The sequence below is a fragment of the Sphingomonas sp. UV9 genome (assembly GCF_004101245.1).
In the GTDB taxonomy this organism is placed as follows: Bacteria; Pseudomonadota; Alphaproteobacteria; order Sphingomonadales; family Sphingomonadaceae; genus Sphingomonas.
The window spans coordinates 573,007-585,747 of sequence record NZ_SCIN01000002.1; the positions used below are offsets into that span (position 1 = coordinate 573,007).

12 protein-coding genes are annotated in these 12,741 nt (G+C 67.8%); 3 read left to right on the forward strand and 9 right to left on the reverse strand.

The genetic code is table 11. The annotated features are described in order from the left end of the window. Position 1: 1 nt before the first annotated feature. The 4 genes from EQZ23_RS08985 to EQZ23_RS09000 all read right to left on the reverse strand — a co-directional run bounded on the left by EQZ23_RS08985 (position 2) and on the right by EQZ23_RS09000 (position 3,082). Positions 2–928 (reverse strand): bifunctional riboflavin kinase/FAD synthetase, encoded by a 927-nt coding sequence (locus EQZ23_RS08985; protein ID WP_128454103.1) that lies wholly within the window; start codon positions 926–928, stop codon positions 2–4. Between the two features lie 102 nt (positions 929–1,030). Next, entirely contained in the window at positions 1,031–1,495 is a 465-nt protein-coding gene (locus tag EQZ23_RS08990; RefSeq protein ID WP_128454104.1) for a dihydrofolate reductase, read from the reverse strand. A gap of 201 nt (positions 1,496–1,696) precedes the next feature. Next, positions 1,697–2,212, reverse strand: coding sequence for a hemerythrin domain-containing protein (locus EQZ23_RS08995; RefSeq protein WP_128454105.1), 516 nt, complete (start codon positions 2,210–2,212; stop codon positions 1,697–1,699). Positions 2,213–2,287: 75 nt separating this feature from the next. After that, a complete protein-coding gene (locus tag EQZ23_RS09000; protein ID WP_128454106.1) occupies positions 2,288–3,082 on the reverse strand; it encodes a thymidylate synthase in 795 nt (264 codons plus the stop codon). A gap of 124 nt (positions 3,083–3,206) precedes the next feature. Here EQZ23_RS09000 and EQZ23_RS09005 point away from each other — a divergent pair, with 124 nt between their 5' ends. Then, complete coding sequence (locus EQZ23_RS09005) at positions 3,207–3,560, forward strand: JAB domain-containing protein (RefSeq protein WP_240663439.1); 354 nt, start codon at positions 3,207–3,209, stop codon at positions 3,558–3,560. 160 nt (positions 3,561–3,720) lie between these two features. Here EQZ23_RS09005 and EQZ23_RS09010 read toward each other — a convergent pair whose 3' ends face one another. From EQZ23_RS09010 to EQZ23_RS09020, 3 genes are read right to left on the reverse strand one after another with little or no spacing between them, the layout of a single operon-like run. Next, positions 3,721–4,416: a methyltransferase domain-containing protein gene (locus tag EQZ23_RS09010; protein WP_128454706.1), complete on the reverse strand. Its 696-nt coding sequence runs from the start codon at positions 4,414–4,416 to the stop codon at positions 3,721–3,723. 23 nt (positions 4,417–4,439) lie between these two features. Continuing rightward, positions 4,440–5,567 carry a peptide chain release factor 2 gene (prfB, locus tag EQZ23_RS09015; RefSeq protein WP_128454707.1) on the reverse strand — a complete coding sequence of 376 codons (1,128 nt, stop codon included), beginning with the start codon at positions 5,565–5,567 and terminating at the stop codon, positions 4,440–4,442. A 60-nt stretch (positions 5,568–5,627) separates the two neighbouring features. After that, positions 5,628–8,111 (reverse strand): transglycosylase domain-containing protein, encoded by a 2,484-nt coding sequence (locus EQZ23_RS09020; RefSeq protein WP_128454107.1) that lies wholly within the window; start codon positions 8,109–8,111, stop codon positions 5,628–5,630. Positions 8,112–8,476: 365 nt separating this feature from the next. Between EQZ23_RS09020 and hrpB the strand changes: the two genes are divergently transcribed. Together hrpB and EQZ23_RS09030 are read left to right on the forward strand one after the other, a co-directional pair. Beyond that, on the forward strand, positions 8,477–11,005 hold the full coding sequence (gene hrpB, locus EQZ23_RS09025) for an ATP-dependent helicase HrpB (RefSeq protein WP_128454108.1): 2,529 nt from the start codon (positions 8,477–8,479) through the stop codon (positions 11,003–11,005). A gap of 10 nt (positions 11,006–11,015) precedes the next feature. Further along, entirely contained in the window at positions 11,016–11,297 is a 282-nt protein-coding gene (locus EQZ23_RS09030; protein WP_128454109.1) for an ETC complex I subunit, read from the forward strand. A 278-nt stretch (positions 11,298–11,575) separates the two neighbouring features. Here the strand turns inward: EQZ23_RS09030 and EQZ23_RS09035 are convergent, their stop codons facing one another. Beyond that, positions 11,576–12,079 carry an NUDIX hydrolase gene (locus EQZ23_RS09035; protein ID WP_128454110.1) on the reverse strand — a complete coding sequence of 168 codons (504 nt, stop codon included), beginning with the start codon at positions 12,077–12,079 and terminating at the stop codon, positions 11,576–11,578. Then, a complete protein-coding gene (locus EQZ23_RS09040) occupies positions 12,076–12,741 on the reverse strand; it encodes a hypothetical protein (RefSeq protein ID WP_128454111.1) in 666 nt (221 codons plus the stop codon). The genes EQZ23_RS09035 and EQZ23_RS09040 overlap by 4 nt, the downstream gene beginning before the upstream one ends.

The window sequence follows — 12,741 nt, forward strand, 5'->3', positions numbered from 1 at the left end:
ATCAGAGACCGAGGATCGCCCGAGCGCGCGCGCAGTCGGCGTCCATCTGCGTGATCAGCGCGTCGAGGCTGTCGAACTTCGCCTCGGGCCGGAGATAGTCGATCAGCGCGACCTCGATCGTCTGGCCGTACAGATCCTCCGAGACGTCGAAGAAATGCGGCTCCAGCAATTCCTTTGGCGGATCGAAGCTCGGGCGGATGCCGAGATTTGCCGCGCCCTTCAGCACGCGCCCGTCTTCCAGCCGGCCGGTCACCGCGTAGATTCCGTACGCCGGACGAAGGTAATTCCCCATGTCGATGTTCGCGGTTGGATAGCCGATCGTGCGGCCGACCTTGTCGCCGTGCTGCACGACGCCCTCGATTGCGAACGCCCGCGTCAGGAGGCGCGTCGCGGTGGCCATGTCGCCGGTGCGCAGCGCGTCGCGGATGCGGGTGGAGGATACCGTCTCGCCGTCGAACGCGACCGCCCCGACCGTCTCCGCGCGAAAGCCGTGCGCAGGCCCGCGCGATGCGAGCGTATGGACGGTGCCGCTCTTGGCATGGCCGAAAGTGAAGTCCTCGCCGGTCACCACGCCGCCGATCCGCAGGTTGCGTTCGAGCCGGTCGGCGATGAACTGCTCGGCGGTCAGCGCGGCAAGATCGCCGTCGAAGTGGAACACCACCATCGCATCGGCGCCGGCGTCCGCGAACAAGCGCTCGCGCTGGTCCAGCGTCGTGAGGCGGAACGGCGCGGTATCGGGGCGGAAATGGCGGACCGGATGCGGATCGAACGTCGCCACCAGCGCGGGGCGACCTTCGGCCTTGGCCCACGCGATCGCGCGCGCGACCACCGCCTGGTGACCAAGGTGAAATCCGTCGAAATTACCGAGCGCGACGATCCCGTTCGCAAGCTGCGGGGGGATGGGCGCACCGCCGTCTAGCCGCTGCATGGGGCCGGGCTATACGGGTGTGGCGAGGGCGGCGCTACACCTCTTGTTCTCCCGCGAAGGCGGGAGTCCAGTCTGGGCTCCCGCCTTCGCGGGAGAACAATCCTAGCGGCGGGTGAGGGTGACGAAGCTGTAGGCGGGCCGATCGGCTTCGGCGGGGTGATCTTCTCGCGCAATTTCGGTCCAGCCCTCAAACGCGGAGACGGTTGCGTCGCCCTCGGGTTCGGTCTGGACTTCGGTCAGTTCGATGCGGTCCGCGTGGGAGAGCAACTGCGCATAGATCTGTGCACCGCCGATCACCGCGACATCGTCGCCTGCCATTGCCAGCGCCTCGTCGACCGAGTGTGCCACCTCCGCACCCTCCGCAGTCCAGTCGCCGCGCGTGAGGACGATGTGGCGGCGGCCGGGGAGGGGTCTCGGGAAGCTCTCGAACGTCTTGCGCCCCATGACCATCGGCTTGCCCATCGTCAGCGCCTTGAAACGCTTGAGATCGGCGGGGATGCGCCACGGCAGTTGCCCGTCGCGGCCGATCACGCCGTTGCTGGCGCGGGCGAGGTAGAAGGTGATCATCGCGGCGTCATGCCGGATTCGGGGTTTGAGAGCTACAGGTACCTCCGTGCCCCCCCTCATGCCGGACTTGTTCCGGCATCCGCGGTTCCGCGATCTCCAAGCGTTCGAGTGGGCGGAACGGTGGACCCCGTAGCAAGTCCGGGGTGACGGGGGAGGAGTGCCCGCGTTGTGCGGTCTTACGCCGGCGCGGTACCGGTTAAATCAGTCCGCATGCTCCGTCACATACGCCTCGGGATCCTTGTCCACGACCTTCACCCCGTTCAGATGGTTGGCCTCGAATGCCGCGAACCGCACACCCAACTCATGCCGTTCTTCCAACGTAGCGTGCTTGCGGAAATCGGTCAGGCCCTGGCGTTCTTCCTCGGCGAGGTGATCGCTGTTCGCCTTGTTGCACTCGCCAACCGCCTCGAACCACGCGTCCGAGCCGACCGGGTGCTTGTCGACTGCCTCGCCCGTGTCGCGGATATCGTTGTGATCCTCGATCGCGTCCTCGGTCTCCTCGGCGGCCGAGTCGGCGTCGTTGCCGCCGGTGCCGATCTTCATCAACCGGGGGTAGAAGAAGCGCTCTTCCGCCTCGGCATGCGCGTCGAGCAGGTTCTTGAGGCGAGTCCAGAGCGCCGACAGCGCTTCGGTGTCCTTGGCGTCGATCGAATCGATCTGCGCGAACAGGGCGCGCTGCTGCGCGTGTTCGTCGAGGATGAGCTGGGTGATGTCCATGATAGGCCTTCCGAATAGGTTCGGACGGTCAACCGGGCGCGCTGCTGCAAGTTCCTATTGCGATTCGCTCTCTGTTCAGACCGCGACCGGCGCCTTGATATGCGGTTGCGCGACGTAGTCGTGGAGCACGAAATCCTCATATTCATAGGCATCGATCGACTCCGGCCTGCGCAGGATTTCGAGTCGCGGGAGCGGACCGGGGGAGCGCGTCAGTTGCAGTTGCGCCTGCTCGAGATGGTTCGAATAGAGGTGGCAATCGCCGCCGGTCCAGATGAACTCGCCGACCTCCAGCCCGCATTGCTGCGCGAGGATATGCGTGAGCAGCGCGTAGCTGGCGATGTTGAACGGCACGCCGAGGAAGATGTCGCCCGAGCGCTGGTAGAGCTGGAGCGAGAGCTTGCCGTTCGCAACATGCGTCTGGAACAGGCAGTGGCACGGCGCGAGCGCCATCGCGTGCAGGTCGCCCGGGTTCCACGCGCTGACGATCTGGCGGCGCGAGGCGGGGTTGGTCTTGATCTGGTCGATCAGCTCGGCGATCTGGTCGATATGGCGGCCGTCCGCGGTGATCCAATCGCGCCATTGCTTGCCGTAGACCGGGCCGAGATCGCCGGTCTCGTCCGCCCATTCATCCCAGATCGCGACCTTGCGCTCCTGCAACCAGCGGACGTTGGTGTCGCCCCGCAGGAACCACAGGAGTTCGACAATGATCGAGCGGAGGTGGAGCTTCTTCGTGGTGAGGACCGGGAAGCCCTGAGCGAGGTCGAACCGCATCTGCGCGCCGAACACGCTGAGCGTGCCGGTGCCGGTGCGGTCCATCGTCTCGACGCCGGTCGAGAGCACGCGGTCCATGAGGTCTAGATATTGGCGCATCATCGGTGCGTAGTCGGGTGTGCGGGCGGGCTCAAGCGGATGTAGTTGCGCGTGCGGTGGCCAGTGCCGCGGGGCAGGCGGGTATGTGCTGCCGTTACCCGTCCCTCGCCGCCCTATCGCCGACTTGGCCGAGGCGCGCGCCTTGTTCGCGGGATTGGGCGGGGCCGGCGTGGAGATGGTCGCGGTCGCGTATCTTGATCCGAATCGGAGGCTTCTCGGGATGCGGCATGTCGCAGGCGGGAGAGACCAGGTGGCGGTCTCGATCCGTCGAATCGCGGCGGATGCGCTGACGTTCGATGCGGTCGGAGTGGTGATGGCGCACAACCACCCCAGTGGGGATGCGACGCCGAGTGCGCGGGACCTGGCGTTTACGCGGGCGCTTGCGGCGGGGTTGCGGACGTTGGAGGTGGTGTTGCTGGATCACCTCGTGATCGCGGGGGAGCGGGTGACGAGCCTGCGGGCAATGGGGGTGGTGTGAGAGGTCGTGCTCCTCCCTGCTACCACCCCGGCGGAGGCCGGGGCCCAATTGGAAAGGTCTATGTAACGGCAGTCAGCGTTCTGTCAGCAGCGTGTGCCAATTGGACCCCGGCCTTCGCCGGGGTGGTGCATCTGGAAAGGCCATAACTAGGAACCGAAATTCACCCCAGCCGGCACGCCCGGATCGCCTCCGGCGCCGGCCTCGGCCCGGTCGCCTTGAACGTCGCCAGATACCCCCCAGCCGAGGGCATGTCGTCCATGTCCACCTGCGTATACCCGACCGCGGCGAACTCGCACTTCAACAGCGCGGGCGGCGTGCCGTGGTCCTGCGTCCGGCGGTTCGCATCGACCACCACGACCAGCCCATCGGGCTTCAACGACGGCCGCAACCGCCACAGGAACTCGTAGGGCTGCTCGATCTCGTGATACATATGGACCATCACGACCCGGTCGAAGCTCGCATCGGGCAGCTTCGGATCGTTCGCCTCGCCCAGCTTCACGCTGACGTTCGCCAGATCCTCGCGCGCGACACGTTCCGCCAGCGTGTCACGCACGCTCGCGACGATGTCCTCGGCCAGCACGCGCCCGTCCTTGCCGACGCGCGCGGCCATGCGGATCGTATAGTATCCTTCGCCCGCGCCGATATCCGCGACCGTCATGCCCTTGCGGATATCCGCCTTGTTCATGACTTCGCCGGCTTCGTTCAGCCGGTCGCGCGCCTCCTCGTTCGACCAGCGGGCCGAGACGATCGACGCGACCGGGCGGTCCGCGGCGGGGAACATCGGTTCCTTCGCCTCGCGCTTGATCAGCGGCTTGGTCCCGTCACACGCCGCGAGCAGGAAGACCGGCGACAGCATCAGGGCAAGGGCACCCCTCAGTTTCAATCGACGTCCTCCACCTCGACCGCCTCGCCGGTCACGCGCTGCGACAGGGCCGCGGCCATGAACATCTCGAGGTCGCCGTCGAGCACGTCCGACGGGCTGGTCGACACGACGCCGGTGCGCAGGTCCTTCACCATCTGGTAGGGCTGCAACACGTAGCTGCGGATCTGGTGGCCCCAGCCGATATCGGTCTTGCCGGCGTTCTCGGCGTTCGCGGCGGTTTCGCGGATTGCCAGTTCACGCTCGTACAGACGCGCGCGGAGCTGGTTGTACGCCTCAGCCTTGTTCTTGTGCTGCGATCGCTGGTTCTGGCACTGCACGACGATACCCGTCGGGATGTGCGTGATGCGCACCGCCGAATCGGTCGTGTTGATGTGCTGCCCACCCGCGCCCGACGCGCGATAGGTGTCGATGCGCAGGTCGCTCTCGTTGTATTCGACCTCGATATTGTCGTCGACGACCGGATACACCCAGACGCTCGCGAACGAGGTATGGCGCCGCGCCGCCGAGTCGTACGGGCTGATCCGGACGAGTCGGTGGACGCCGCTCTCGGTCTTGGCATAGCCGTACGCATTCTCGCCCTTGAGCAGCAGCGTGGCGGACTTGATGCCTGCCTGTTCGCCCGAATGCTGGTCGACCAGCTCGACCTTAAGCCCGTGGCGTTCGCCCCAGCGCGAATACATCCGGCTGAGCATGCCGGCCCAATCCTGGCTCTCGGTCCCGCCGGCGCCCGCGTTCACCTCGATATAGGTGTCGTTGGCATCGGCCTCGCCCGCAAGCAGCGCCTTGATCTTGTCCTTGTCGGCGCGCGCGGCGAGCTCGGCGAGTGCCTGGACGCCGTCGGCTTCCATTTCGAGGTCGCCCTCGGCCTCGGCCATCTCGATCAGCTCGGCGGTGTCGGACATCTCGCTCTCGATCGAGCGGGTCGCGCTGATCGCCTCGTCGAGACGACGACGCTCGCGCATCACCTCCTGCGCGGCCTTCGGGTCCGACCAGAGCGCCTGATCCTCGACGCGCGCGTTCAGCTCGTCGAGACGACGCAGCGCGCGGTCCCAGTCGAGGAAGCGGCGCAGCAGCGCCAGCGCGTCGTTGATGGTGTCTACGTGAGCCTGCGCTTCGGCGCGCATGATATTCTCCAAAAATTCCGTCATCCCAGCTGTCGCCGGGAAGACGATATAGGGTCTGCGCTAGTAGATTCCGCCTTGTCTTTGCAAGAAATCGCTGTCGCGCGGAGTCTCGGCCTTCTTCACCGCGGTCGTGGTCGCGGCGGCGGCGGGCGCGGCATCGGACCGTCGCGCGGCACGCCGCGGTTCGCTCTCGGGCTTGAACGCTTCCCAGATCACCGCGGGTTTCGGATCGTCGGTGTTGGGCCAGGTGCCATAGACCGGCCGCCCGCTGCCACGATCGATGCGGACCATGCGGATGCCGGGCGGTGCGCGGAACGGCAGCTTGGGTAAATTCTCATACGCCTTCACCGCGAACTGCTTGAAGATCGGTGCGGCAAGCGTGCCGCCCTGCGCCGCACCACCAAGGTTCCGCGGCGTATCATACCCTATGTAGAGCCCGCCCACGAACTGCGGCGTGCCGCCGATGAACCACACGTCGGTCGGCCCATTGTTGGTGCCGGTCTTGCCGAACATCGGTCGATCGAGATCGCGCAGCGTCACTGCGGTGCCGCGCTGGACGACGCCCTCGGTGATGTGGACCATCTGGTAGGCGGTCATCGCGTTGAGCACCTGGCGCTGGCGCGTGATCGGGCGAGGCATCGGCTTTCCGTCCCAGTCGGGCGCGTTGCAGCGGTCGCAAGGGCGCCAATTCTCCGGCCAGATCACCTTGCCATGACGGTCCTGGACGAAATCGATCAGCGAGGGCGGGCCGCCTTTGCCGTTGTTGGCGAGGATCGAATAGGCGTTGACCATGCGGCCCACCGTCGTCTCGCCAGCGCCGAGCGCGAACGAGAGGTACGGGGAGTAATCGCCGACGCCCATTTTCTTGATGGTCGCGACGACCTTGGGCATGCCCGTCTGTGCGGCGGTCCGCACGGTCATCAGGTTGCGCGATTGCTCGATGCCCCAGCGCATCGTGTGGGGACCGGCACCGCGTGAATTGCCGAAGTTGCGGAAGCATTTCTGCCCCAGCCGCGCGCCCTGATAGACGCAGAACGGCCCGTCGACGATGATCGACGCTGGCGTCATACCGTTGTCGAGCGCCGCGGAATAGACGATCGGCTTGATGGTGGAGCCCGGCTGTCGCATCGCCTGCGTCGCGCGGTTGAACGCCTGCAACCGGTCGTCGAAGCCGCCCTGCATCGCCAGCACGCGGCCGCTCGCCGGCTCCTCGACGACGAACGCGCCCGATACCTTCGGAACCGCCCTGAGCGCGAACGCGCCGCCTTCGGGTGCGACCGCGATGATGTCGCCAGTCTTGATCGCGCCGAACGCGTTGCCGCCCTTGCCGCGCACCGGCATCTGCGCGGCATAGCGCGGCAGCGTGCCGGTCTTGCCGGTGCGGAAGCCGAGGCTCCACGCGTTGCCGTCCTTGGCCGTCACGATCGCCGCGACCCAATTCTCGTAATCGAGCGCGATATTGCTGTTGAGCAACGGCTGTAGCCAGTTGTCGTCCTCGATCTCGACATGGCGGATCGGCCCGTTCCAGCCGCGCCCGCGATCGAACCGGATCAGCCCGTCGCGCAAAGCCTTCTGCGCCAGGTCCTGCAACCGCGCATCGAACGAAGTCCGCACCCACAGCCCGCCCGAATAGACGCTGTACGGGCCATCCTTCGCGTTCTCGCCGAACTTCGCCATCAGCTGGCGACGGACTTCCTCGACGAAATAGCCGCCGACGCTCTCGAACTTCGGCGTGCGACGCAGCACGGCGCCCAGCGGCTCCGCATTCGCCTGGTCATGCTGCGCGCGCGTGATGAAGCCGTTGTCGAGCATCCGGTTCAGCACGTAATTGCGCCGGATCATCGCGCGCTCGGCGTTCCGTACCGGGTCGTAATTCGACGGGCCCTTGGGCAGGATCGCGAGATACGCCATCTGCGCCAGATCGAGCTGGTCGAGTTCCTTGTCGAAATAGGCGTGAGACGCCGCCTCGACGCCGAACGCGTTACGCCCGAGCGCGATCTGGTTGAGGTAGAGTTCCAGGATCTGCGGCTTGGTCAGCGTATCCTCGATCTTGTACGCCAGCACCGCCTCGCGCAGCTTGCGCGACGGCGAATAGGCGTTGCCGATGAGCAGGTTCTTGGCGACTTGCTGCGTGATCGTCGAGCCGCCCTTGGCGCGCTTGCCGGTGCCGAGCTTGGTCACGTAATCATACACCGCACCGGCGAGGCCGGGATAGTCCACGCCGTGATGCTCGAAGAACGACTTGTCCTCGGCGGCGAGGAACGCCTTCACCAGCAGCGGCGGATATTCGGCGTAGCTCAGCTCGACGCGGCGTTCACGCGCGTAGGAATGGATCGGCTCGCCATCGATGCCGCGGACGTTGGTCGGCAGCGGCGGCTCGTAGGTGCGCAGCGTATCGACCGACGGCAGGTCGCGCATGACGACCAGCCAGAACGCGAAGATCGCGACGATGCCGAGCACGGCGAGCGCAAGCGCAGCCTTGGTCCAGCGGCTGGACCAGGCACGCGCAATGCCGCCGCGCAGCCGGTCGGTCGTGCGGCGCATCGCCGTCGTCGGGGTGTGGGAGGGATCGGAAGCCATAAATACTGGCGCCGCATCTAGCAGGTTCGCGCGCGCTTGCCAGCGGCCTTCGGTGGGGTGGTGGTTGGGAGCGGGCGGGGAGGGGGAGACCGCCCCGTTCCACACCACCCCGGCGAAGGCCGGGGCCCAATTGGGGGACGGCAGTAACCGCGGACGGTCCGTCGTTACATCCACCTTTCCAATTGGGCCCCGGCCTCCGCCGGGGTGGTAGTATCGCGAGGGCCCGGCGCGAGACTCATGCCCCTCCAGTTCCCCCGCTTCCGCGGCGGAACGGTTAGCGACCGGACGCAAAGCTGTCCCCACGGCGCACCTTGTGGCAGCAGACCTTGATGACCGCGCCACCGCTCCCGATCCTCGCAGTCTTACCCGACCTGCTCGCCACCCTCCGCGACCGGACCTCGGCGGTGCTGGTCGCCCCTCCGGGCGCGGGCAAGACCACCGCGGTCGCGCCAGCGCTCCTCGCCGAACCCTGGTGCACCGGCGAGATCCTGCTCCTCTCCCCCCGCCGCCTCGCGGCGCGCGCCGCGGCCGAACGCATGGCCTCGACCGCAGGCGAACCCGTCGGCCAGACCTACGGCTACGCGACGCGCATGGACAGCAAGCGCTCCGCCGCCACCCGGGTCACGGTCATCACCGAGGGCATCTTCGTCGCCCGCATCCAGGCCGATCCCGAATTCGCGGGCGTGTCCGCGGTGCTGTTCGACGAAGTCCACGAACGCAGCCTCGACGGCGATTTCGGTCTCGCGCTCGCGCTCGACGTCCAGGCCGGCTTCCGCCCCGACCTGCGCATCGTCGCGATGTCCGCAACACTCGACGGCGCACGGTTCGCAGCGTTGATGGATGGCGCGCCGGTGATCGAAAGCGAAGGCAGGAGCTATCCGCTGACGCTCCGGCACATCGGTCGACAGGCGGAGCTGCGGATCGAGGACTCGGTTGCGTCCGCCGTTCGGCAGGCGCTGGCCGAATCGGACGGCGGCGTGCTCGCGTTCCTCCCCGGCGTCGCGGAGATCGAACGGACCGCGGACCGGCTCGCGAACCTGCCCGACGATATTGTCCTGCACGAACTCCACGGCAGCCTCGATCCCGCAGCCCAGCGCGCCGCGATCCTGCCCGAGCCTGACGGCCGGCGAAAAATCGTGCTCGCGACCAGCATCGCCGAGACCAGCCTGACTCTCGACGGCATCCGCATCGTCGTCGACTCGGGCCTTGCGAGGCGCCCGCGCTACGACCGCGCCGCAGGGATGACCCGCCTTGTGACCGAGCGCGCGAGCCAGGCGGCGGTGACGCAGCGCGCTGGCCGTGCCGCGCGGCTCGGGCCGGGCGTGGCATATCGCCTGTGGGAGGAAGCGGCGACCGCTGGCCTGCCGCGCTACGATCCGCCCGAAATCCTCGAGGCGGACCTGTCCGCGCTGGTGCTGGCGTGCGCGCTGTGGGGCGTCGGCGATCCGCGCGACCTGCGCTGGATCGACCCGCCCCCCGCCGCCGCGATCGACGAGGCGATGGCCCGGCTGGCGACGCTGGAGGCGATCGAGGACGGCCGCCCGACGGCGCACGGGCGCGCGATCGCGACACTGCCGATGCCGCCACGCCTCGCGCATATGCTGTTGCGGGCATGGGAGCGGGGGCTGGCCTCGATCGCGTCGCAGGTCGCGGTGCTGCTCGGCGAGCGCGGCATAGGCGGACAGGACGTCGATCTCGAAACGCGGCTCCGGAGATGGAAAACGGAACGCGGAGCCAAGGCGCAAGCGGCGCGCGCAATGGCCGAGAGATGGGCCAAGCTCGCCCCCCCTCCCGCTAGCGGGAGGGGGCCGGGGGGTGGGCGCGCGCCATCCACGTCGCGCGACGTCGAGAGCGGGCGCCCACCCCCCAACCCCCTCCCGCCTACGGAAGGGGGAGCCGAAGTGTGCGTTGCGCTGGGTTTTCCCGACCGAGTCGCGCGCCGCCGCGATGCGTCCGGCGAGACCTGGGCTTCGGTCGGCGGGCGTGGGTTCAAGCTCGATCCAACCTCACCGCTCGCCCGATCCGAATGGCTCGCGGTTGCCGATACGCAGGGCTCGGCTGCCGGCGCGCGCATCCTGTCCGCGGTCGCGATCGAGCAGGCGACCGTCGAAACCCTCTTCGCCGATCGCATCGACTCGCGCCGTTCTGTCACGTTCGACCCCACGACCGGCGGCATCCAGGCGCTGCGCGAACGCCGGCTCGGGGCGATCCGCCTGTCGAGCGGCCCCGACAGCGGCGCCGACCCCGGTGCGATTCTCACGGCCTTGCTCGACGGCGTGCGCGAACACGGCCTCGCGCTGCTGGCGTGGAGCGACGGCGCGCAGGCGTTGCGCGACCGCGCGGCCTATGCCGGCGTGCCGCTCGACGATGCGACGTTGCTCGACCGCGCGGACGAGTGGCTTGCGCCCTTGCTGACCGGCAAGCGCCGACTCGACGCGATCGCCCCGGGCGCGCTCGCGGAGGCCTTGCGGAACCTGCTCGGCTGGGACGCGATGCAGACCATCACACGGCTCGCTCCGCCCGACTTCACCAGCCCGGCCGGCAGCACGCACGCGATCGATTACGCAGCGGAAGGCGGCCCGCGCGTCGAACTCAGGGTGCAGGCGCTGTTCGGGCTCGCGGTGCATCCGACGATCGGCGAGGCGCGCGTGCCGCTGGTGCTCAGCCTCACATCCCCCGCGGGTCGCCCGATCCAGACCACCCGCGATCTGCCGGGTTTCTGGGCCGGCAGCTGGACCGCGGTCGCCAAGGAAATGCGGGGGCGGTATCCCAAACACCCCTGGCCCGACGACCCCGCCGCGGCGTCTGCAACACTCCGCACGAAAAAGGCGGATGCAAGGGCCGCCGGTTCGCGATAAGGGGAGGGCTATGCCTACCGCCCGTATCTTCCAGCGCCCCAAGAACGCCATGCAGTCCGGCAAGCACCGGACCGACAGCTGGCAGCTCGAATTCGAACCCTCGGAGCCCAAGCGCCCCGACCCGCTGACCGGCTGGGCCGGCAGCGGCGACACACGCGACCAGCTGCGGTTGTTCTTCCCGACCGCCCAGGCGGCAATCGCGCATTGCGAGCGCGAGGGGCTGGGCTACACGGTCGTTCCGGCGCCGCAGAAGACGCTGAAGCTGCAGAGCTACGCGGACAACTTCAAGTAAGTTTGGCGCGCTCGGGGTGCATGTTTCGCTCCATTATGTTGAGCTGACGCGCCTATCGCCCACCCCGTCGTGCCGGACTCGTTCCGGCATCCACCGTTCCGCTCACTCGCGGACAGTCGACGACGCGGAACCGTGGACCCCGGAAGAAGTCCGGGGTGACGGAAGGGGTTGAAGATAAGCGCAAACTTAAGCGCGATCGGCGCTCTTTGCCTCCTTGTTCTCCCGCGAAGGCGGGAGCCCAGTCTGGGTCCCCGCCTTCGCGGGGAAACAATTCCTGGTTAGAGGATCGACCCCGCCAGGACCAGCAGCATCTTTGTATCGATCGCCACGCCCGCCGCGCGCTTCGCCGCTACGAATGCCGGGACGTCTACCAGCGGTACGCGGTGGACGGTGATGTTCTCGTCGCCATCGCCGCCGCCGTCCCCGACCTTGGTCAGCCCGGTCGCGCGGACCAGCGTGAAGCATTCCGAGGTCATGCCTGGCGACGAGTAGAACACGCCGAGATCCTCGATCGCATCCGCGCGGTAGCCGGTCTCCTCCTCCAGCTCGCGGCCGGCCGCCACCGCGACGCTCTCGCCCGCGGTTTCGTCACCGACCAAGCCGGCCGGCAGTTCGAGGCACGCGCGGCCCAGCGGCACGCGGAACTGCTCCACCAAAATCACGTCGCCATCGTCGATCGCGACGATCACTGCCGCCGCGATCTGGCCCTGCCGCGCGGCGAATTCCCATGTCCCCTCGGTCTGGATCGTGATGTATTTGCCGGCCCATGCGGTCGTGCTCATAGTTCGATCAGCCTGTCGGGGAGTTCGTTGAACGGCGCACCGGTCCGCGGGAAATGCTCGGCCAGCACCGCGCCGATCTGCGCGACCGCATCGGCCATGCCGTCGCCGGGACGATCGTCGCGCACGCCGGCGAGGACCGCCGCCATCGCCGCGCCCCAAAACTCGTTCGGTACGCGAGAGTGGATCGCGTCATCGGCGATGATCTCGGCCCGATGCTCGGCCAGCGACAGATACAGCAGCACCCCGGTCGAGCCCTTGGTGCGCTTTTCGGCGCCGGCGCGGAACAGCAGCAGCGCGCGTCGCCGCACCCGCCGCGCCTTGGTGGCACCGGGAGTCAGCGCCAGCCGTGCCGGCGTCCAGGCCAGCACCAGCCGCACGCCAAGAAACACCAGGGTCACGAGCACCAGCGCGATCACGTACAGCGCGCCTTGCGGTGCCTGCGCCCAAGGATTGACCAGCGCATAGATGTGGTCCGCCGCGATCGGCCAGAACGCCAGCAACGCCAGCGTCAGCAGCATCCCGAGCACCGCCCAGTGCAGCGACACGTCGTGGTAGGAATCGGACTGGCGCGCGACGATCGTGACGATCTCGCCGGTCGTCGCGGTCTCGGCCTGCGTGACCGCCGTCGTCACGCGGTCATGGTCGGTGTCGTTCAGCCGCAT